Source organism: Enterococcus mundtii, assembly GCF_002947535.1.
Lineage (GTDB): Bacteria > Bacillota > Bacilli > Lactobacillales > Enterococcaceae > Enterococcus_B > Enterococcus_B mundtii_B.
On sequence record NZ_PUAP01000050.1, the window covers coordinates 1 to 19,979 of the forward strand.

The window sequence follows — 19,979 nt, forward strand, 5'->3', positions numbered from 1 at the left end:
ACATATTTACGTTGAATAACACACGATATTAACATTAGTTGTCTATTTATTTTTAGTATTATATATTTAAGAAGGGTATTGTCATCCTTTCTAAAGAAAGCGTTTTTATAACAAAAGAATAATTTAAATTATAAAGTGGAAAGGAGAATATTTGAGAATAAGAGGAGAAATAAATTTTTTTTATGATGAAATACATAGGAGGTATAAAAAATGAAAAAGTATATTTTATTGGGCATGAGTTTTGTTGTTTTTTCAATATTTGGAATCATGAATACTGAGGTGAAAGCTGAACAGATGACCTTAACTTCCTCTGGGGAAACTGTTATTTATAATAAATTTGGACAAGAAGTCAAACCTGAAACACTGTTTGTACAACCAAGAGGCACAACATCCCCGACTACTTTAAAGTGGCTGAGGTTTGGATCTAACTATCACTCTAACCCATTTTCAGGAACAGGCACACGATATAGTGGCTATATTTTTGGAATTAATAATACAAATAAAGCTAAGTTGACTTTTTCATTAGGAGGATTTGCTTGCTTTGTGACTGATCGCCCCGATCCAGCTTCTGTAGTAAATATTTACAATATGCCTTTAAGCGGATCTCCTTATACCTTAGAGACAGCTAGCTATTTTTATTTTGCTGTAGATAATCCTATTTGTGGACAAACTTATAGCATAATTCCATTATAGAAAAGAAAAAAGGCATTATTTATATCTTTTTTGAAAATGATATGTGATATAATGTTCAAAAATTAGGAGTTTATATGAAAAGAAAATCTCTATTTGTAATTTTATTGATTCTTCTAGTATCAATGATTTTTATTTGGTTATTTACTTCAAAAATAAAACATGATAAGAATGAAGTAAATCGTACAATAATTATGGATAAAAATGGAAATAAAATAGATCCTATCCAAAAAGTGACTGGAAATTTAGGAAAATGAGATAACTTACTATGCTTGTTTTTAAACAAATAATTAACTAAGTTCTTCTCTAAAAGTATGAATGAACCAATGAGGTATTTATAGAATAAGTATAAAATATGACTCATTGTCAAATAGTTTTATTTCAATTAAATCACCTTTAGTAAAATTTTCGGCGTGTCCTCTTTTAATATTATTAAACAATCTTAGAGAGAATGGCATGACAGGAACATCCGTACATAAATGTTTCAGCGAGACCTAATCTACCAAGGAAAGTATGTCAAATAAAACTGGAAAAATTTATCCTTTAAAAAGGAGAGTATCAAATAAACGGCCAGTGTCTATTTAGGGTACACCCTATTGTTACATTTTTCAGAGATTTTATTATTTCAATTTTAAGTAATATATATAATGTTGCAATAGTATACAAATTGTAATAATAAAAATGGACTGATGCATACTGTATTTAAATAAATTAAATATTTATTTAAATACATAGGAATGGGGAAAAAAAATGAAAGTAATGTCTAAATTATTATTAGGTGCGGTGGTTGGAGTAAGTTTATTCGCAGGAGGTAATTCTGTAGCTGCAGGTTCTATTGATGATGGAACTGACCATGGAGGCGTTTTTGATAATATACCAGTTTATGTTAAAAGTTATGAGGATAAGTCATATGCTCTTACTTGGAGTAAAGTAGCAAATATGGATGAAGTTAGCATGCAAAAGACTACTAACGATGACTCTCAAAAATGGGTTATGAAGTATGATAAAGCTACAAATACCTACAAACTTCAAACTTATTCACAATACTTCACTAGTACTGGTATGCAATACGGATATTTACATTCATCGTCTGGTTTTGATGTGAATAGTGATAGAATCGTAGGAGCAATTCCGTCATCGAAACCAGTGGAAGCACAACAATGGAAAATTCGTCATCTAGGGATGGTTTCGGGAAAAGGGAATGTATATCGATTGATTAATAATCATGAACAGCGAGTGTTGAGCCATAGAGGTACTTTATTGGGTGATAATAACTATTTAGTTACCCAAGAATTTAATGATGCTAGCTATCAAACTTTTATTCTTACATCCGCTAGATAATTAGAGGGGATAGTTTAGTTCTTTATATCTTTTCTGATTTATGTCGATTGTACCAAATGATGTAAATTAAAAAAACACAACGAGAGTAGAACAATAATCTTTCTCGAAATACAATTAAGAGACCAATGTTGATAGATTGATATGCTCCCTATAAAGTAGGTAAGGAAAAAAATTCCAAATCTACTTTATAGGGAGTTTTTTGTATGCCTAAGAAAAGCCTTTGTTCTCCAGAAGAAACATATCAGGTCATTTCAGAGGTGATAGATGGTCGTTGCAACGTGAATAGTATCACTAAGAAATATTCTCTTTCCATTGGGATTATAGAAAGTTGGGTGCATAAATATAACGAGAATGCATTTGAGGGGGTAAAAGAGGCGAAACCCTGGAATAAGTTATTGATAGTATAAAATTTTCCGAAGTGAACAAAATTTCACATCAGTCCTTATCATTTCGTTACAACATAGTTAAGTATATATATAAATTTCTCCGATTAATTAAACTGAAAAGTTATTAATAATATACGTTATAATAATACTGATAAATTAAATAGAGGTGTTCAATATGAAAAAAATAGTACCAATCAGTATTTTATTATTAATTCTTCTTACCGGATGTGGATCAAAAAATACTGAAACAGCTCAATCCACCAATGGTCAAATAATTCAAAGTATTAATGAAACGGAATCCTCATCTAATACAAGTGAGAATCATTCACAACAATCAACTGTTCAAAAATCAGAAGAAACAACTTCTACTCTTTCAGAAAGCAAGACAATAGAGTCTACTGTCTCAGAGAGTGAAATAACTGAAAGCGAACAGTCAACAACGATTCCAGAGGATTCAGCAACATCCTCAACAGTACCCTCGGAATCCATAAATGATCCGTTAAGTGTTTACTCAGACGAACAAATTGAATATGCACGTGTGTGGTTAACTATTAATGGTATAGCTTATAAAAATGATTTAGGTAATGCAGGTTTTACATTAAATGTTACCCATTCTCCAGCGGGTACAAAAATCAATCCTTATGATGAGAATAGTATAGTTTATCCACAAGAGACAGTGACCTTAACCGGAAAATATGGGTATCAAGGTTTAGTTGTTTATTCTAGTAACCATGATGGTTCAATAATGTATTATCCTGTACCAAGTCACTTTCAACAGTCAGATGATCCAGTTATTATGAAGCAGGAAGAACAGAAAATACTCGATAATGCGCAGAGAATAACTATACCTACTGGAAATACAGAAGATATCCAGATGTTGATCAGTGCGATGAATATATTTAACTAAGTAAAAAATATCCTATACTAGCTTTACTGATATTTAAAAAATAATATATATATATATATAAACAAACAAGTACCTTGTTCTTTAGCAAGGTACTTGTTTGTTAGCTTAAGTGAGATTTTATTCATAATATCAATGTGTAACTGGAACTTTAAATTTTATTGAACTAAAATCTTGGCTATTTTGGTTGACTAAATCACGCACGTAATAATATTCAACGTTAATTTCATCAACGTTAGTATTCTTCATATCATCGTCTAATAAGAAGTAAGCTTGGACCACACCTGTGGTTCCCAATTTTAAAGGAGCTGTCTCTGGCTGACCGCTTGGTTGGTGTTGTAATGTAGGATAAACATTAATGCCATCTTCTGTAACTAAATCAAAGTTTCTATAAAATTGCGAACCATCGTTAAAACCATTAATTGAATGGTTTGTCATGCGAATGTCAAGTCTGATGATAGTGTCTAATTTTGGAACTAAGTAGGTTTGTCCTCGAGTGACATCATCAGGCTGGGCACTGGCCTTAATAATTTCGATAGTAACTGCAGGTTCTCCATTTAAGTAGATTGTGGCCGGATCGTTTAATCCATGAAGTGTTGTCGTATCATTTGATGATTCGCTCTCTGAATCTGAGTGATCAGAGGGTGTTGCGGATGATTCATTATCTGTAGTTACTGTACTAGCGATTACCGAAGAGACTGTGTTTGTAGGACTTGTAGGTTTGCAGCTTGTTAATGTAACCAAAAAAAATAAGCTACTCATTGTTAAAAAAACCTTGTTTTTCATATACTCGTGAACTCCTAAGTGATAGATATAGTTTGAATACATATTATTATAACGATGGATATTTTAAAGTAAAGAACAAACTAGGATACTTTCTTCTGGTAATGAAGAGCAAAAATAAGCATTATCCTAGATTATCTATAAAAGAAATATCGACTATAAAACTTTCTCCAAGTTTTTAGTCGATATTTCTTTATATTCAGTAACTATCTATGAGAGTTGTCCTAGTCTTTTCCACTATCGCTAGTTGATGGGGTGAAAAAGCTACTGGTAATAATCAAGAAATAGGCTCATATATTGGTGAAATCGCACATTTTTTTCCGATAACCTGTCGGAGTCATTTGCGTTTCACGTTTAAACAGGCTAGTGAAGTAATTAGGGTCTTCAAAACCAGCTTCCAAGGCAATATCGATGATTTTCAACTCTGTATGCAGTAACAGGTACTCGGCTTTTTTGATGCGCATTTGATTTAAATACGTGAAAAAAGTCATACGAAAATGTTTTTTAAAAAAACGACAGAAATGCTCTTTGCTATATCCAATATGACGACTGATTGCTTCAAGAGTGATCGTGTTTTGGTAATTTTCTTCAAGGTATAGAATGATTTTTTTACAGCGATAGGTGTTGAGTTTGTTTTTACTAGCAACTAGTTTCGCAGGATTTACTTGAGTACTACAGCGCGAAAAATGTTTGATCAGTAAGAACAATTGTGCTTTGATCGTCAGTTCAAAGCGAGATTCTTTCAGGGCAAATGTATCAATGATCGTGGTAACAAGTTGTTGGATTTCCGCAATACTTGAACAATCATTTGCAAAATGGATCGCTGCTTGTTCTGGTGAATGGAGCAATGGATCAAGATAAGTTTGCTGTATATGATCGGAAACGCGACTTTCAATGAATGAAGCATCAAATACGATGGCAAAAAAAGCACAGGCATTCACTTGGTGATTGAGTGCTTCATGTAATTGATTCGCAGGAATAAACATAACCTCTCCTTCATGAACAACGTAAGATACTCCTTCTATTTTGACTTCCATGAGTCCTCGATAGACATAAAGAATCTCTAGTTCTCGATGCCAATGGGGGTGGATCATATTTTCCTGATGGGCGGGATGATTCGTATAGTGAACGGCAATTGGAAACAAACTATCGCCATGTTCGGTCATTTCCTTTAGTGTCGTATCAATATCTTGTTGACTGGGATTGGGGGTAAAAATATCGTTTGGTCTAAACATCACATTTCCTCCATTTTGATCAATATTACAAGGTATTTTGATTAAGATAGCGATTACATACCGTTGTAAATATCAATATAATCAATTTGTGAATAAGAGGAGGAATGATCATGAAGAAACAACGAAGATTTTTGCTACTTGCTTTTGTCATGGTGTTAGGAATTACTGGCTGCGGTACGGCACAAAGCGAGTCTTCAGATGATGGTAGTGTAACATTAGAGATTTTCAATATCAAGACAGAAACAGCCGAGCAAATGGATGCCTTAGTGGAGGATTTCGAGAAAGACCATCCGCAAATCAAGATCAACTTGACGACGGTTGGCGGAGGAACCGATGCGACAGCAGCGCTGCAATCAAAATTTTCCTCAGGGGATGAACCAGATATCTTTATGTTGGGTGGCTTGGCGGATACGCAGATCTGGCAACATAAACTCTATGATCTTGGGGAAACGACATTAGCAAAACAGGCAATTGAGGGAACATTGGAGGGCGCCACACTCGACGAGACGATCTATGGGGTGCCGATGAATATCGAAGGATATGGTTGGTTGATCAATCAGGAGATTTTTAAACAAGCCGGAATCGATAGTGGATCAATCAACTCCTTTGAGTCATTTGAAGAAGCCGTTCAATTATTGGATAGAAAAAAAGACGAACTTGGGCTACAAGGCGTATTTGGTTTTAGTGGAGCAGAAACGTGGGTATCCAGTCAGTATAGTTCGAATTTTCTTGCTCCGGAGTTTGAGAACAGCTTAGAAGTGACCTATGAAGCACCGGAATTAAGCGTAGATTATGCCGAGCAAATGAAAAACTACACCGACTTAGTCATTAAGTACAATGCACAACCAATGGAGGCAATGGATTACAGTACGTCCGTTGAAGAGTTATTTGCCAGTGAAAAGGTGGCTATCATCCATCAAGGCAATTGGATCGTGCCGACATTGGATAGCTTAGATGAGACGTTCACGAAAGAAAAACTAGGGATTCTTCCTATGCAGATCGAATCATCAGGGGAAAGCAACATCGTGGCGGGGCCAGCTTGGTATTGGGGGGTCAATAAAGACAAAGACCAAGAAGTCATTGATGCGTCGATCGAATTTTTAACGTGGATGTATACGGATGAGCAAGCGATGACAGCAATCGTTGATGAGTTTCAATTTATTCCGGCTTATACCAACTTTTCCAGCGAAGCGATCAATGATCCGTTATCCAAAGAAATCTATACGTATTTAAGCGAAGGTAAAACCGTTCCATGGGTCCATAATTCCTATCCAGATGGGTTTGGGCAAAATATATTTGGCGTCCAGATCCAAGCGTATGCAGCCGATCGAATCTCTTGGGAGGAGTTTATCGATACCTTGCAGACCAGTTGGGCACAAGAGAGGAAGTAAAGTGGTGAACTGCTAGTTTTTATCTAGTGAGACACAAGGAGGGTTCTCATGTTAACAAATCGCACAAAAGCTTTTTGGTTACTACTTGCACCAGCGTTATTGGCGTTAGCGATTGTTTTATTCATTCCATTAATGACAGGGGGGTATTACTCACTCACAAACTGGAATGGCAATACAGTAGGTGAATTCGTTGGATTTGAAAACTATCTTCGGGCATTTAATGATCAAGGATTTATCGACAGTTTACTGTTTACCGCAAAATTCTCATTTTTCAGTGTGATTTTGATCAACATCGTGGCTTTAGGTCTAGCGATGTTCGTGACACAAAAATTAGGTAGATGGACGACTTTTTTCCGTACAATCTTTTTCATGCCAAATCTGATTGGAGGGATCATCCTAGGATTTATTTGGCAGTTTATTTTCAATAAAGCATTTGAAAGTCTAGCAACTATGACGGGTATCAATTTTTTTGCTGGTTGGCTGAACACGCCGGAAACGGGGTTTTGGGGGCTCATTATTTTATTTGTTTGGCAAATGAGTGGCTATATGATGCTGATCTATATCTCCTTTCTCAACAATATTCCAGAAGAGATTTTGGAAGCGGCAGATATGGATGGGGCGAATCCTTTGCAAGTCTTTTTCCGTATCAAATTACCCATGTTGATGCCAGCTTTCACCGTCACTTTGTTCTTGACGTTGTCCAACGCATTTAAAATCTATGATCAAAACTTAGCTTTGACACAAGGTGGGCCGTTCAATTCCACACAAATGGTGGCGATGAATATCTACAATGAAGCATTCGGGATGCGAAAAATGGGCTATGCACAGGCTAAAGCGGTGATTTTTCTGGTTATTATTGTGATCATCTCAGTGGTTCAAATCTCGCTGACACGAAAAAAGGAGGTCAGTGCATGAAACAACCAAAAGTAAAACATCCACGACAGTTTAAGAAGCCTGTACTGATTTTTAGCGGATTGGTGCTTGCTAGTCTGTGGTTTTATCCTTTTTTCTTAGTGGTGATCAACTCTTTCAAAACCAAAGCAGAGATATTCCAAAATACACTCACTTTACCAGCTGGGCTAACACTTGATAACTACATCGAGTCGTTCGAACGGTTAGATTTTTTCAAAAGTGCGGCCAATTCGTTACTGATAACGATCGGATCACTAGTGTTGATCGTGTTCGTTTCTTCAATGGCGGCCTACGCGTTATCGAGAAATACGAGTCGCTTAAGTTCATTTCTTTATTTTATTGTAGCAATTGGCTTATTGATTCCTTTTCAAGGAATCATGATCCCCTTGATTTCACTTTTTGGGCAAGTCAGTATGCTGAATCAGCCAGGTTTGATGCTGATGTATCTAGGATTAGCAACAAGTATGTCGACCTTTTTATATTATGGTGCTTTACGAGGGATTCCGAAATCATTAGACGAAGCGGCATTGATCGATGGGGCAAACACCTTCCAAATCTACTGGAAAGTCATTTTTCCTTTGCTGAAGCCTACGACAGTGACAGTGATCGTGTTGAACGCCTTATGGTTTTGGAATGATTATCTGTTGCCTTCATTAAGCATCAACAAAGCAGGAATGTATACGATTCCTTTACGGATGTTTTATTTCTTCGGCGAATTTAATAAGCAGTGGCACTTGGCACTGGCTGCGCTAGTGATCGTCGTCTTACCGATTATTATTTTATTTGTTGTCTTGCAAAAACATGTCGTAAAAGGCATTTCAGATGGCGCAGTGAAGTAGGAGGAAAATAAATGAAGTTTACAAACGGTTATTGGTTGGCAAAAGAAGGATTTCATCTTGAACACCCGAACCATGTCTATGAAGCTCAAGTGAATGAGGATAAGTTGACCCTTTTCTTGCCTTATAAACCGATCCAGACAAGAGGAGATACCTTGAATCTAGGGATGACGACCTTGTCTTTTGAATCACCAAGAGAAGATATCATCAAAGTACAACTGGTGCATCATGACAAAGCACAAGCAGGTCCACATTTTCAACTAAACAGGCAATCATCTTCTGTCATGATCGATACAGAAAATGAAGAATTTTATACCTTCCAATCAGGAAAATTAGTCGCGCGAGTGCCGAAAAGCGCCGCATTCCAGATTGATTTTCTCGCGGAAGGAAAACGTTTGACATCTTCTTTACCAAAAGCACAGGCATTGGTCAAAAGTAGTGACGGCCAGTGTTATATGCGGGAACAGTTGGCATTAGATCCGTATGAATATGTCTATGGCTTAGGTGAACGATTCACCCCATTCATCAAAAATGGGCAAATCATTGATTGTTGGAATCAAGATGGCGGTACTGGTAGTGAACAAGCGTATAAAAATATTCCCTTTTATTTAACGAATCAAGGCTATGGTGTCTTTGTCAATCATCCTGAAAATGTCTCATCTGAAGTCGGTTCGGAGAATGTTTCACGCACACAATTCAGTGTAGCAGGTGAACGATTGGAATACTATGTCATTTATGGACCCGATATGAAAACGATCTTAAGAAAATACACTGATTTAACTGGCAAACCTACCTTGCCACCTGCATGGTCGTTTGGTTTGTGGTTATCAACTTCCTTTACGACGGACTATCGTGAAGAAACAGTCATGCGATTTATTGAAGAAATGCAGACACGAGAGATTCCGTTTGATGTCTTTCATTTTGATTGTTTTTGGATGAAAGAATTCGAGTGGTGTGGTTTTGAATGGAATCGCGAGCTGTTTCCAGATCCGCAACAACTGATTGAAAAAATCCACCAGAAGGGCTTGAAGGTCTGCGTATGGATCAACCCGTATATTGGACAAAAAGCAGCAGCCTTTCAAGAGTGTAAAGAGAAAGGCTATTTCATCAAAGATAAAGATGGCGAAGTTTGGCAATGGGATCTTTGGCAAGCGGGTCAAGGAATCATTGACTTTACAAATCCAGAAGCACGTCAATGGTACAAAGAAAGACTGAAGGAACTCATAGAAATCGGTGTCGATTCCTTCAAGACGGATTTTGGTGAACGTATACCTACTGATGTGAGTTATTACGATGGTTCTGACCCGAAAAAAATGCACAACTATTATGCGTATCTTTATAACGAAGTCGTCTTTGAATTATTAGCGGAATTACGCCCAGATGAAGCCGTCGTATTTGCTCGTTCTGCTTCGGTTGGTTCACAAAAATTCCCAGTTCATTGGGGAGGGGACAACTTATCGGAATATCCGTCCATGGCGGAATCATTAAGGGGTGGACTCTCATTTGTGTTATCCGGTTTTGGCTTCTGGAGTCATGATATTGGTGGATTTGAAGAGAATGCGACAGCGGATATTTATAAACGTTGGACACAATTCGGATTATTGTCTACTCATAGTCGCTACCACGGCAACATTGAGTATCGAGTGCCATGGAACTTTGGGGAAGAAGCTGTGTTGGTCAGTCAACGATTTTCTAAATTAAAAAACCGCTTGATGCCTTATATCTATGAGCAAGCGGTAGAAACAGCGCAAACGGGCATCCCGATGATGCGTCCAGTGATGCTGGAATTTCCAGAAGACTATACGACGCATACGATCGACAAACAATATATGTTCGGTGAACGGTTGTTGATTGCACCGATTTTCAATGAGCAGGGAAAGGTCACTTTTTATTTACCAGAAGGGCGTTGGACGAATTATTTAGATAATCGTGTATATGAAGGACAACAATGGCACACACAGACCTATGATTACTTCCACTTACCCCTCATGGTCCGTCCTAATTCATTGCTCATTGAAGGTTCCATAGATACGACCGCTGCTTACGACTATACAAAAGACTTGACCGTGCACGTTTTTGAGCTGACTGAAAAAGTGACACAACGAGTGGTAGATCAACAGGGGGTTCCGGTTGGTACGATCACTGTTACCCCTGAAGATAATAGCTATCAGGTCAAGATAGAAGGGTTATCAAACGTCCAAGTGGTGTTCAGAAATCGAAAAGTTCAAGGAGCAATAGATCATCCACTAGGCTGTTCCATCCTCGTTGAACACTAGAAGAGTCGTTTGATTTCAGACAACCAAAAAGACGAAACGACACCTTCACATCAACCAATGGGAGTAGGTAGAGTGTGCGTGTTGTCTCGTCTGTTTTGTCTAGCCATCAATGGTGGTTCCGAATGAATGGGAAATCGAAAGAGAGAATTTACTCTCCCATCACCATGACGTGACAGGTTCGATTTCGTACACGGTTTTGGTCAAAGTCAACAAAGTAAATATAGCCAACAGACCCAATCTCTAATTTTCCTTCGCTCAAAATAAAGCTTTCGCTTGCACCGAAAAAGGAAGAGCGGATGTGGGCATCGCCATTTAAAATCGTTGCAGGATCGGTTGGATAGTTAGGATCATCCAGACCCATCAGGAATTCTAAATGCTTCGGTCCTGGATAACGATAATTTGTGTTCTCAGATAGTTCTCTCGGAATGATTTTATCTAAAATACGATTTAGATCTACTTGTAGAAATTCATCGCCATTAAAATCGGTATCGTGCATGTACTCTTCAAAAATCACTGAGCAAGTCGTATGAGGAGATTGAACGAGACAAATACCATTCGTGATCTGACTTTTCTCAACAATTGCTTTTACTTGTTCAGTAATATTATGATAAGACACACGATTACCGTTTGAAGTCAAAGTTAATTGGTCTTTTGCAAATTTCATCTATTTAAGCTCCTTTTTCAGTTCAGCTACTTTCTGGATCATATTCGTCAATGTTTGAACAGGGTCGTCAGCTGCTACGATGCCGCTCGTTCCCCCAGTGCCATCTGCGCCAGATAATAACGCCTTTTCTACATCTTCCACAGTAGAGATTCCCGCAGCTTGTAAGATTTGGATAGTTGGATTAATCGCACGAACAGCCTCATTGGTTGCCTTCATATAAGAGATATCGCTTGATTGCCCAGTACCAATCAACTCAGTTGGTTCGCACACCATCACATCAGGATGAAGTGTTGCCACTGCTTGTGCTTCTGCAATGGAATCTGCACAAACGATTGTAAGGATACCTAGCTCATCCGCACGTTTCACAGCTTTTGTCAGTTCGTTCACAGTCATTGGATGTTCCGCATGATTTAAAAATGTAGCGGTAACACCTGCTTCAGCAAGTGCTTCAGGAAGAATATAGCCCATGCCGCGGCCTACTTGAAGTCCGTCTAAATGTTGGACAGTAATGAATAAATGATCGGTTTCGTTTTTGATTCGTGCAGCATCGACATGCTGGACAGTGAATAAAATGTCAATATCGTGTGTACCAGATAGTTCATCTGCTACCTTGGCTAAGGCAAGTGCTTGGTCGCCATATAAATAAGCTTTTGGATTAACAACAAAGAATGGGGTACGTAAGGTTCTTTTTTGCATAATTACACTCCTTTATTCATGAGAAGCTGTGTGGAAGACATTAAAATAATGCTCTAGAGTTTTAGCGATTGCTTCGTTTGCATCATGGATCAAGTCAAAGTAATTTTCTGGTTGCTCTTCACGGATCTTATCCATTGCTGCCGTGATGAAGTCGGTGAAGATATTGATTTTACGAATGCCGTTGAGCGCACATTTCTCAAGATTTTCATCGCCAGAAGAAGAACCACCGTGTAATACTAAAGGAATAGCTAGTGCCTCATAAAGCTGCTGTAGAACATCAAAGTTGATTTTAGGTGTACCTGTATAGTGACCGTGGGCGGTACCGATAGATACTGCCAATGAGTCTACGCCAGTTGCTTCTGCAAATTTCACAGCTTCACTAAATTCTGTATAGATGGAGTCACTCTCCTCTGATTCTAAGCTATCTCCAGCGCCGACGTGACCGATCTCTGCCTCAACAACCACACCAAAAGGATGAGCATAATCAGCGATCGCTTTTGATCGGCGAACGTTCTCTTCGAATGCATCTTCTGATGCGTCGATCATGACAGAAGTAAATCCTAGATCAATTGCTTGCTTGATGATTTCTTCGTCTTGACCATGATCTAAATGCAAGGCGACAGGTGAAGTACTTTGTTCTGCTAAGAATCTACCAATCAAAGCGGCTTCTTCTAACGACATCATCGCCATATGAGACTGGGCGAACGCTAAGATCAATGGTTTCTTTAATCGTTCGGCCGTTTTTACGTACGTTCTTGCGCTATCTAAATCGAAGAAATTGGCAGCAGGGATCGCGTAATTATTTTTATCTGCCTGTTCAAATAATTCTTTTGTGGTAACCAGCATGTGGATTCTCCTTTATTCGTTGATTTTCTTCTCGATTTCAGCATACATCGCATCGGTACCGATACCTGTCAACAAAGGCAGACCCATAATGACACGATCTTTGATCGAATCTGGTACGACTGTCGTACTTACAATAATGTCGTATTCGTCGATTTTATTCATTTCGTCGGCTACTTTTGATTGATACAATTTCACTTGCTCCGTTAACCCTTTTTCTTTTAACCATTCTTTTACTTTGTTCGTTACAACAGTAGAAGTTGCAACACCTGTACCACACATAATCAATAATTTTTTCATTCTAGTTTCCTCCTATTCAGCTGTTTTAGCTGCTTGTTTTTTTGGTAAAATTTTGTTGACGTAGATCAATCCGAAAAGAACAACTGCCCCGATGATCGCTAAACCACCCCAGCTTAAAACTTTTGTTAGTCCGACATACATCCAAGTTGTCCAGAGTCCACCTTCTGCCATCGCAGTAATCGTTGAGTTTCCTTGTAAATCAAAGTTTGCCGAACGAGCAGCTGTTGTTACTAAAGGGGCAACCCAAGATGTGATGTAAAGAATACTTACCATGTAGAGTGTTCCAGCAATCACTGTTCGAATGATATTTCCTGCAAAGACTGCAGCCATCAAACAGATCAAGAATGGAATCGTTGCTAAGTCACCAAAAGGCAAAGTTGTATTGCCGGGTAGGATAACCGCTAATAAGATCGTAATCGGCACGAGTAATAAGGAAGAAGAAAGAACAGCTGGATGACCTACAGATAACGCAGCATCCATTCCGATATAAAGTTCTCTTCCTGGGAAACGTTTCTTGACAAATTCATTGGCAGCTTCTGATATTGGAGTAAGCCCTTCCATTAATAAAGCAACCATTTTAGGCATGATCACCATAACGGCACCTGTTTGAACCGCCAATTGTCCAGTACCCGCAACATCATAGCCAGCTAAAATCCCCATCACCAAACCAATCAAGAAGCCCATTACGGTTGAATCACCAAAAACACCGAATTTCTTTTGAATCGTTTCTGGGTCAGCTTTCCAATCTCTCAATCCTGGGATACGATCAAAAATCCAGTTCATTGGTAATGCAAAGACAAATCCTGGAGCTGCTGTTCCATGAGGGAACGTAATATTGGGGAATCCATAAAATTTGTTGATGATCGGTCCTAAAATATCGCCCATCAAAAGGATCATCATCAAATAAATCACTGTTGCAGCGATCCCCATAGCGAAATCACCGGTCAAAGCAAAAATAAGTGAAGAAATAAATGCAGCATGCCAGATGTTCCAGATATCGACATTCAATACTTTCGTCAAGCCGAGTAAAATCAGTACGATATTCAATACTACACCAATTGGAATCGCGAGACTCCCCAAAATCGTTCCATAAGAAATCGCTGCTGCTGCTGGCCAACCGACATCGATCGTGGTCAAGTTTAACCCTAATCGCTCAACCATGTGCTGTGCCGCTGGTCCCAAGCTGTTTCCTAGTAAGTCGATTACTAGGTTCAATCCAACAAAACCAACACCAACTGTCAACGCCGAAGTAAATGCTTTTCCTGGTTTTGTTCCTAAAATGATCCCGAAAATAAAGATAAGAATAGGAAGGACAACAATCGAACCTAAATCAACAAACCACTGTAATGCGTCTAACATAAATGTTCCTCCTTAATGTAAGCCATATTTTTTGATAATCGCTAGATATTCTGTTTCTGTAGTGAGTGTTAAGAGTTCCTCTAAAACGCCAGGTTTCTGGAACATCTCAATCAATTGTTGCAACATCTCCAGTTGTTCATGAGGTTCTTTCAACGCAAGCATGAACAACAATGAAACATCTATTTCTTTATCATTGGTGCCCATTTCAATAAATGGTAATGGTTTATTGAGTGACATGAACGCCACTTGTGATTCATTGACGTATTGACTATCTGTATGTGGGATCGCAACGCCTATACCGTTGATTGCTAAGCCTGTCGGAAATACTTCCTCACGACGAATAATATTTTGATAAAAATCATCCGTGACACACTGTTTTTTTCGTAGTTCTTCTGATAGTTTTTGCAACGCTTCTTCTTTCGTTGCGAATGATTGATTCAATAATGCAAGTTGATGATCAAAAAACAAGCTCATTCCCTCCTCTTAAAAGTCTGTGATAAAGTTCATCTGGTGTTTGACTCGCTACAATCCACTGGATTTCTTCTGAGGAATTGAATAAGTCATAAATTGAAGCAATCAATTCTTTTGCTTCGGTCATATTTTCTTCAGCGATTGCTAATAAAACAATCAATTGGATCTTCGTGTCTCCCCAAACAATTGGTGAAGCAAGTGTGACAAATGCCAATTTTGTTTCTTTCACTGTGTGTGGATCAGCATGAGGGATCGCAACTCCCGTTTTTAATCCTGTACTACCTAATTCTTCGCGATCAAATAAAGAGCGTTTAAAACCGTGACTAACTAAATCTTTTTCAAAGTAATCATCGGCCAAAAAAGACAAGATCGCTTCTTTTGTAGAAAAGGGCTTTTGTATATAAATGAAATCTGGGTCAAGATATTTTTTTAGTAAAGTGGGCGATTGATATTTTTTTGAATGGAATTTTTTTTCATTTTCGTTCAAATTAGAAATTCTTGCTGAAATGTTTGTGATTTCCTCGGTAGTTGGTAAAGCAGACACGTACATAACAGGCGGTTCTACTTCTTCTAAAGGAATTGTTGAAATGATTAGATCAACCATCTCCAAAGAAGTGTGAGAGAGTTTGTTTGATTGAATGATTTCTAAAACAGTATTCGCCGAAATGGTCTGCTTGATCCGATTGAAAATCAATTCTGAAGTGGCAAGGCCAGAGCGACAAACGATGAGGATATGATTTGTCATCTTTCGCTTTTCAAAAGCCAGTTGGAAATGAATCGTGAGAAAAGAGACTTCATCCTCTGTTAAAGAACAACGGAATTCTTTCTCTAACTCGCTAATCGCATACTTGGTCAATGTGAACATCGTCGAATATTGTGTTTTGATACTTTTAAGCAAAGGGTTCTTGATCAACATACCTGTTTTCAGACGATGGATCATGGGTACGATATGTGAGAGCAAGGCTTGTAATAACAGTTCATCTTGCGTCAAGTCGATTTTCAATAAAGTCGACATTTTATCAATGATTCGTTTCGTGGAAACAGTGATTACCGAATCTGGTTTATCCGTACTTTGGACATAAGGTTCGATCCCATGTGCAAGTAAGAGCGAGCAGATATATTGGATATCTGACTCCTGTAATGAAATAGACAAGGATTCATTGACCATTTCGGCAAATGAACGAGCAATCATATACAGTTTCATTCGTTTCAATTCATCAAAGACTAGCTGTTCTTGCTTTTCGATGTGATGATCTAAAAGAAGCCTAGATAAAAAAATCTGTAAAGATAAAGACAGTGATTCCACAAAATAGTTATTGATTTGTCGTCCAATTTGCTGGATCATCCCATAAATAAAATGCTCTGTCAGGTCGATAATTCGATCATCAAACAGCGAAGGAATAGAAGTATGTTGACTTCCTTCAGTTTCCATATATGGTTCTAAGAATGATTTGAAAGCATTCTGTTGAACAGACTCATCTGCGATTAATTGCAACCCATGTGACGTTACTTTTCCTGTGATCTGTTTCGATTGGCAAAATCTTACGATGTCATCTACATCATTTTTGATCGACTGCTGGCTCACAAAAAAGTATTCAGCAAACTCATGATAACGCATGGCTTTTTCTGAAAAAAAATAGTTCCCGAATATAAACAAGCGACGGTATTCTGGGGAGTATTCATCAAGAATGAGTTGCTCATATACCAACAAAGAACGTGCATTTTGTTTCGCTGATTCAGTACCTTCTAAGCGAATACCCTTGCGAGGTAGTTTAGTGATCACGGCACCAGTTTCTTTTATTTTTTCTTCCAAACTTGTTAAGTCGTTGTAAACTGTCTTAGGAGAGACATACAACTGTTTTTGGAAAAATGCTGCTGGTTGATACTTTTGTTGGTCTAAAAGTAGACGTAGCAACAGCTTTTCCCTTTTGCTTAAACTCATCAAACCCACCTCCGGAAGCGCTTCCTTAATTCTATCTTAATGAAATTTTGTTATGTAGTAAATGATAATTAATTACCACATTAATGTGGTAGTCCTTGGTATAACAATGTTTTTTCGATTTCAACGGACAGTTTATGAGTGGGACAAGGTAATGACAAAAAGGAATCAATCAAAGTTTAATGCTTAGCGGAATGTTTAAAGAGGACGAGTGAGTAAAAAAGAAGTTGTTGTTTCAATACTGATTTTTAGTTGTTATTGTTTGGCTTAAATAAATGCCAATAGAATCCAAGTGCATGAAAAACGAAGGCTTTAGAATGAAAAAGAGAATAGGCAAAGTGAGCAAATCAGTGTTAATTTTTATCAAGAGAATTTGAACAAATCGATGTATTTATTAAAGTGGATTTTACTCTGAGCGTTCTGATTTCATATGTGCAGCTGTGCGAGCGGAGCTAGAAAAAACATAAAGAGCATATAGCTATTATTTTAGAGAGTGACTATCCGTACAGAAGTAATGTTTTTTTTATTATTGATAAAGAAATCAGCGGAGAGTTGCCAAAAGAGACAGTTATCAGTATCAATGTTTGGGAAGAATCAATGTAACAGTTGGAATCAAAGAGATATTTAATAGAATTGGTACTTAAAATAGCATAAAAAATAGTCTAGATGACCTATTTAGAATAGAAGTGAGCATTCAAAATAAGCCATCAAAGCTAAAAAAAATTTTTGGCTTTGATGGCTTATTTTTTGAAAAAAATACTTTACGATTATGACCTCAAAAGGGTATTTTCTGACTAATATGAACAATTATCGACAGAAAATGGTATAAGTGATGTATATCCGCTTGTGAGAAAGTTAAATAGTTAGTCTATTTAAAAACATCTATTTTGGAGTTGACGCGAACATGAAAATCATACTAAGCAATATTTTAAGAAACGTGTTACTTGCTTCATATGTGAATTTAATTGCTATTGGAATTGCAAAAATATTTTCAAAACAAGAATTTGTTATATTGTACCCAAGTACTATTGGATTGATTTTAGGACTAGCTACACTAGGTGAACAAAGTATTGAACAAAAACTTGGCAAGCTCAAAGTTTTTTTACTGATGTTTCTTCTGTCATATACATTTGAAAAGACATTGGAATATCTAGATAGTATAAAAATCAGTATACCGCTTCATGAGTATCTATGGATAATGTTCGCAGCCTCTTTAGGGATGTGTTTTTATTATCTAAGGAATTATTTTATAAAAAAAGAGCCGATGTTTTAACTTGCTTTTAGATTCATCTAGTCAAAGATATTGAGAAAGGACTACAGAATCTGGTTAGATTCCTTAGTCCTTTTTACTATGTCAATAATAATTGAGTAAGCGCTTAATATTAGCGGAATTGATTTTTCTGACTCTTTTGTTTGTCTAGATAGGTTTCTTGGATCAGGAAGAGTAATTCTTTCCATCTTGTTTCATTATCTAATGACTCTAAATAAAAAATCTTCTTATTTGCTGTTGACCGTTCTAATGTATCTGTGATGACGATATCTGATAAAGAATAATTATCTGTGATCATAATTTGCTTTTCATTGAATAGATGTCTAAGCTGATTCTCAATAAAAAAACTTGCAGTAAAGTCTTTGGACAGATATAAATAGATTCTCACTTCTGACTTCATTTCAGAAGTGAGAAGAGTATATAGTTGATTTGATAAGTAATTTTTGTGCTTTTCATTAAGAGCAAGGGATGACAGATTCGTTTCAATGATCGACATATATTCATTTTTTACATCTGAATGAAAAGACCAAGACGGGACAAATAAATCATTAAAACAATCTAATACATCGCCAACTAAAAAATAAAAAGTATTGAATAATGTTATATAGTAGTTAAATAGATAGAGTTCTTCTTTAGAAGTGTTATCGTCTAACAAAATAGCGTTTAGGCTAAGAATATCTCTAGACAGCGCACAGTAAGGATGGTTTTCTTTAACAAAAGTTTTTCCTAAATCGATTTTGTCCTGTGTTTGAATGATATCTGAAATAAAAATACGTGCAAGGAAATTAAAATATTGAATTTCCGTTTTTTCCGCGTTTCTTTCGAGAGGACCCAATATATTCTGTTGATAAATCGAAGCTATACCAAGAATTTCATGAACAATCGTGAAGAGCGTTTGGATCAATCGGTCTTTTGGTGGAGTCACATAATTCTGATTTTTGACTCTGATTTGCAAAATAGCATAGAGAATACAAAGGGATCTATTTTTTATATTTGATCGTTTGTGTGAGTTGGTCAATATTTCTTCTGGAATATTCTTTAGAATGCTTTCAAGGGATATATCACAAAAAGGCCATTCTATATCTTGAAATGAATCCTGCAAGAATACATAAGAAAACAACCGTATATTCATTTCATTTCCTTTTAAAGAATAAATTCCTTTTGTAATAGTAATTGTGAAGTCGAAAGCTGAGAATAATTCATTTAGATTCTGGGTAATCTTATTCAGATAACTAGTTGAGATAAAAAGCTCATTTATGATTGTGTTTTTATCAAGTGAAGTTCTAGTGAGTAATAAAACAGTATAATTAAACATCGTATTTCTTTTAAGTAATTGAAGCTTTAGATTGTATGCCACATCGATTGCTTTTATTTTAAATGTGGGATGGATTTGAATAATACCAGATTTTTTTATCACGATAAAGTCTTTGAGATCTTGATTTTCTTCTAAATGTTTTTTTATAGTTGAAATGGCTTCTCTAACGGTTCTTTTAGATAACTTCAAATCTCGTGAAATATCAGCAGTCGTTGTTTGATCTTTATTTACAATAAAAAATAGAACTGCTAATTCTTTTCTTAAATAGTCTGGTATCATCCTCATTTACTCCATTTCTTGAATACAATTTTTGTCGTTTATTCTACAGAAATTGTGGATAGTAGTCGTTTTTTCGTCATGTTATTATA

The 19,979-nt window shown here is 36.8% G+C and carries 20 protein-coding genes; 10 read left to right on the top strand and 10 right to left on the bottom strand.

The window, feature by feature from the left end:
* Positions 1-210 precede the first annotated feature (210 nt).
* The 5 genes from CUS89_RS14290 to CUS89_RS14310 all read left to right on the top strand — a co-directional run bounded on the left by CUS89_RS14290 (position 211) and on the right by CUS89_RS14310 (position 3,324).
* Entirely contained in the window at positions 211-693 is a 483-nt protein-coding gene (locus CUS89_RS14290) for a hypothetical protein (protein ID WP_104872617.1), read from the top strand.
* Positions 694-767: 74 nt separating this feature from the next.
* On the top strand, positions 768-947 hold the full coding sequence (locus CUS89_RS14295; protein WP_104872618.1) for a DUF3149 domain-containing protein: 180 nt from the start codon (positions 768-770) through the stop codon (positions 945-947).
* A 493-nt stretch (positions 948-1,440) separates the two neighbouring features.
* The gene (locus CUS89_RS14300; RefSeq protein ID WP_104872619.1) at positions 1,441-2,031 is read left to right on the top strand and encodes a hypothetical protein; all 591 of its coding nucleotides are present in this window, start codon (positions 1,441-1,443) and stop codon (positions 2,029-2,031) included.
* A gap of 203 nt (positions 2,032-2,234) precedes the next feature.
* Complete coding sequence (locus CUS89_RS14305; protein WP_104872620.1) at positions 2,235-2,438, top strand: helix-turn-helix domain-containing protein; 204 nt, start codon at positions 2,235-2,237, stop codon at positions 2,436-2,438.
* Between the two features lie 154 nt (positions 2,439-2,592).
* Entirely contained in the window at positions 2,593-3,324 is a 732-nt protein-coding gene (locus CUS89_RS14310; protein ID WP_104872621.1) for a hypothetical protein, read from the top strand.
* Positions 3,325-3,453: 129 nt separating this feature from the next.
* On the opposite strand, the gene CUS89_RS14315 is transcribed toward CUS89_RS14310, so the two are convergent.
* Both CUS89_RS14315 and CUS89_RS14320 read right to left on the bottom strand, forming a co-directional pair.
* Positions 3,454-4,107, bottom strand: coding sequence for a hypothetical protein (locus CUS89_RS14315; protein WP_104872622.1), 654 nt, complete (start codon positions 4,105-4,107; stop codon positions 3,454-3,456).
* A gap of 287 nt (positions 4,108-4,394) precedes the next feature.
* Complete coding sequence (locus CUS89_RS14320) at positions 4,395-5,339, bottom strand: helix-turn-helix transcriptional regulator (protein ID WP_104872623.1); 945 nt, start codon at positions 5,337-5,339, stop codon at positions 4,395-4,397.
* 110 nt (positions 5,340-5,449) lie between these two features.
* On the opposite strand from CUS89_RS14320, the gene CUS89_RS14325 reads away from it, so the two are divergent.
* The 4 genes from CUS89_RS14325 to yicI are packed head-to-tail and all read left to right on the top strand — an operon-like array spanning position 5,450 to position 10,754.
* Entirely contained in the window at positions 5,450-6,730 is a 1,281-nt protein-coding gene (locus tag CUS89_RS14325; RefSeq protein WP_104872624.1) for an ABC transporter substrate-binding protein, read from the top strand.
* 48 nt (positions 6,731-6,778) lie between these two features.
* Complete coding sequence (locus tag CUS89_RS14330) at positions 6,779-7,645, top strand: carbohydrate ABC transporter permease (protein WP_104872625.1); 867 nt, start codon at positions 6,779-6,781, stop codon at positions 7,643-7,645.
* Positions 7,642-8,481: a carbohydrate ABC transporter permease gene (locus tag CUS89_RS14335; protein WP_104872626.1), complete on the top strand. Its 840-nt coding sequence runs from the start codon at positions 7,642-7,644 to the stop codon at positions 8,479-8,481. The genes CUS89_RS14330 and CUS89_RS14335 overlap by 4 nt, the downstream gene beginning before the upstream one ends.
* Before the next feature lie 11 nt (positions 8,482-8,492).
* Positions 8,493-10,754 (top strand): alpha-xylosidase, encoded by a 2,262-nt coding sequence (gene yicI / locus CUS89_RS14340; RefSeq protein WP_104872627.1) that lies wholly within the window; start codon positions 8,493-8,495, stop codon positions 10,752-10,754.
* 148 nt (positions 10,755-10,902) lie between these two features.
* On the opposite strand, the gene CUS89_RS14345 is transcribed toward yicI, so the two are convergent.
* Genes CUS89_RS14345 through CUS89_RS14375 form a run of 7 tightly spaced genes read right to left on the bottom strand, consistent with a single transcriptional unit; the run spans position 10,903 to position 17,029 of the window.
* Positions 10,903-11,418 carry a YjbQ family protein gene (locus CUS89_RS14345; protein WP_019722787.1) on the bottom strand — a complete coding sequence of 172 codons (516 nt, stop codon included), beginning with the start codon at positions 11,416-11,418 and terminating at the stop codon, positions 10,903-10,905.
* Positions 11,419-12,114, bottom strand: a complete 696-nt coding sequence (locus CUS89_RS14350; protein ID WP_104872628.1) for a triose-phosphate isomerase — start codon at positions 12,112-12,114, stop codon at positions 11,419-11,421.
* 12 nt (positions 12,115-12,126) lie between these two features.
* Positions 12,127-12,960, bottom strand: coding sequence for a class II fructose-bisphosphate aldolase (locus CUS89_RS14355; RefSeq protein WP_104872629.1), 834 nt, complete (start codon positions 12,958-12,960; stop codon positions 12,127-12,129).
* A 12-nt stretch (positions 12,961-12,972) separates the two neighbouring features.
* Positions 12,973-13,257: a PTS sugar transporter subunit IIB gene (locus CUS89_RS14360; RefSeq protein ID WP_104872630.1), complete on the bottom strand. Its 285-nt coding sequence runs from the start codon at positions 13,255-13,257 to the stop codon at positions 12,973-12,975.
* A 12-nt stretch (positions 13,258-13,269) separates the two neighbouring features.
* Positions 13,270-14,616 (bottom strand): PTS galactitol transporter subunit IIC, encoded by a 1,347-nt coding sequence (locus CUS89_RS14365; RefSeq protein ID WP_104872631.1) that lies wholly within the window; start codon positions 14,614-14,616, stop codon positions 13,270-13,272.
* 12 nt (positions 14,617-14,628) lie between these two features.
* Complete coding sequence (locus CUS89_RS14370) at positions 14,629-15,084, bottom strand: PTS sugar transporter subunit IIA (RefSeq protein ID WP_086335282.1); 456 nt, start codon at positions 15,082-15,084, stop codon at positions 14,629-14,631.
* Entirely contained in the window at positions 15,074-17,029 is a 1,956-nt protein-coding gene (locus CUS89_RS14375) for a BglG family transcription antiterminator (RefSeq protein ID WP_104872632.1), read from the bottom strand. Before CUS89_RS14375 ends, CUS89_RS14370 begins: the two co-directional genes overlap by 11 nt.
* Positions 17,030-17,930: 901 nt before the next feature.
* On the opposite strand from CUS89_RS14375, the gene CUS89_RS14380 reads away from it, so the two are divergent.
* Positions 17,931-18,299, top strand: coding sequence for a hypothetical protein (locus tag CUS89_RS14380; protein ID WP_104872633.1), 369 nt, complete (start codon positions 17,931-17,933; stop codon positions 18,297-18,299).
* Between the two features lie 109 nt (positions 18,300-18,408).
* Here the strand turns inward: CUS89_RS14380 and CUS89_RS14385 are convergent, their stop codons facing one another.
* Positions 18,409-19,890, bottom strand: a complete 1,482-nt coding sequence (locus CUS89_RS14385) for a helix-turn-helix domain-containing protein (RefSeq protein ID WP_104872634.1) — start codon at positions 19,888-19,890, stop codon at positions 18,409-18,411.
* Positions 19,891-19,979 lie beyond the last annotated feature (89 nt).

Excerpts from the sequence above, each read along its gene's own strand:
- CUS89_RS14325 (WP_104872624.1), top strand. The coding sequence starts at position 5,450 with ATGAAGAAACAACGAAGATTTTTGCTACTTGCTTTTGTCATGGTGTTA.
- CUS89_RS14320 (WP_104872623.1), bottom strand. The coding sequence starts at position 5,339 with ATGTTTAGACCAAACGATATTTTTACCCCCAATCCCAGTCAACAAGAT.
- CUS89_RS14345 (WP_019722787.1), bottom strand. The coding sequence starts at position 11,418 with ATGAAATTTGCAAAAGACCAATTAACTTTGACTTCAAACGGTAATCGT.
- CUS89_RS14315 (WP_104872622.1), bottom strand. The coding sequence starts at position 4,107 with ATGAAAAACAAGGTTTTTTTAACAATGAGTAGCTTATTTTTTTTGGTT.
- CUS89_RS14365 (WP_104872631.1), bottom strand. The coding sequence starts at position 14,616 with ATGTTAGACGCATTACAGTGGTTTGTTGATTTAGGTTCGATTGTTGTC.
- CUS89_RS14300 (WP_104872619.1), top strand. The coding sequence starts at position 1,441 with ATGAAAGTAATGTCTAAATTATTATTAGGTGCGGTGGTTGGAGTAAGT.
- CUS89_RS14385 (WP_104872634.1), bottom strand. The coding sequence starts at position 19,890 with ATGATACCAGACTATTTAAGAAAAGAATTAGCAGTTCTATTTTTTATT.
- CUS89_RS14305 (WP_104872620.1), top strand. The coding sequence starts at position 2,235 with ATGCCTAAGAAAAGCCTTTGTTCTCCAGAAGAAACATATCAGGTCATT.
- CUS89_RS14380 (WP_104872633.1), top strand. The coding sequence starts at position 17,931 with ATGAAAATCATACTAAGCAATATTTTAAGAAACGTGTTACTTGCTTCA.
- CUS89_RS14295 (WP_104872618.1), top strand. The coding sequence starts at position 768 with ATGAAAAGAAAATCTCTATTTGTAATTTTATTGATTCTTCTAGTATCA.
- CUS89_RS14310 (WP_104872621.1), top strand. The coding sequence starts at position 2,593 with ATGAAAAAAATAGTACCAATCAGTATTTTATTATTAATTCTTCTTACC.
- CUS89_RS14330 (WP_104872625.1), top strand. The coding sequence starts at position 6,779 with ATGTTAACAAATCGCACAAAAGCTTTTTGGTTACTACTTGCACCAGCG.
- CUS89_RS14375 (WP_104872632.1), bottom strand. The coding sequence starts at position 17,029 with ATGAGTTTAAGCAAAAGGGAAAAGCTGTTGCTACGTCTACTTTTAGAC.
- CUS89_RS14350 (WP_104872628.1), bottom strand. The coding sequence starts at position 12,114 with ATGCAAAAAAGAACCTTACGTACCCCATTCTTTGTTGTTAATCCAAAA.
- CUS89_RS14290 (WP_104872617.1), top strand. The coding sequence starts at position 211 with ATGAAAAAGTATATTTTATTGGGCATGAGTTTTGTTGTTTTTTCAATA.
- CUS89_RS14360 (WP_104872630.1), bottom strand. The coding sequence starts at position 13,257 with ATGAAAAAATTATTGATTATGTGTGGTACAGGTGTTGCAACTTCTACT.
- CUS89_RS14355 (WP_104872629.1), bottom strand. The coding sequence starts at position 12,960 with ATGCTGGTTACCACAAAAGAATTATTTGAACAGGCAGATAAAAATAAT.
- CUS89_RS14335 (WP_104872626.1), top strand. The coding sequence starts at position 7,642 with ATGAAACAACCAAAAGTAAAACATCCACGACAGTTTAAGAAGCCTGTA.
- yicI (WP_104872627.1), top strand. The coding sequence starts at position 8,493 with ATGAAGTTTACAAACGGTTATTGGTTGGCAAAAGAAGGATTTCATCTT.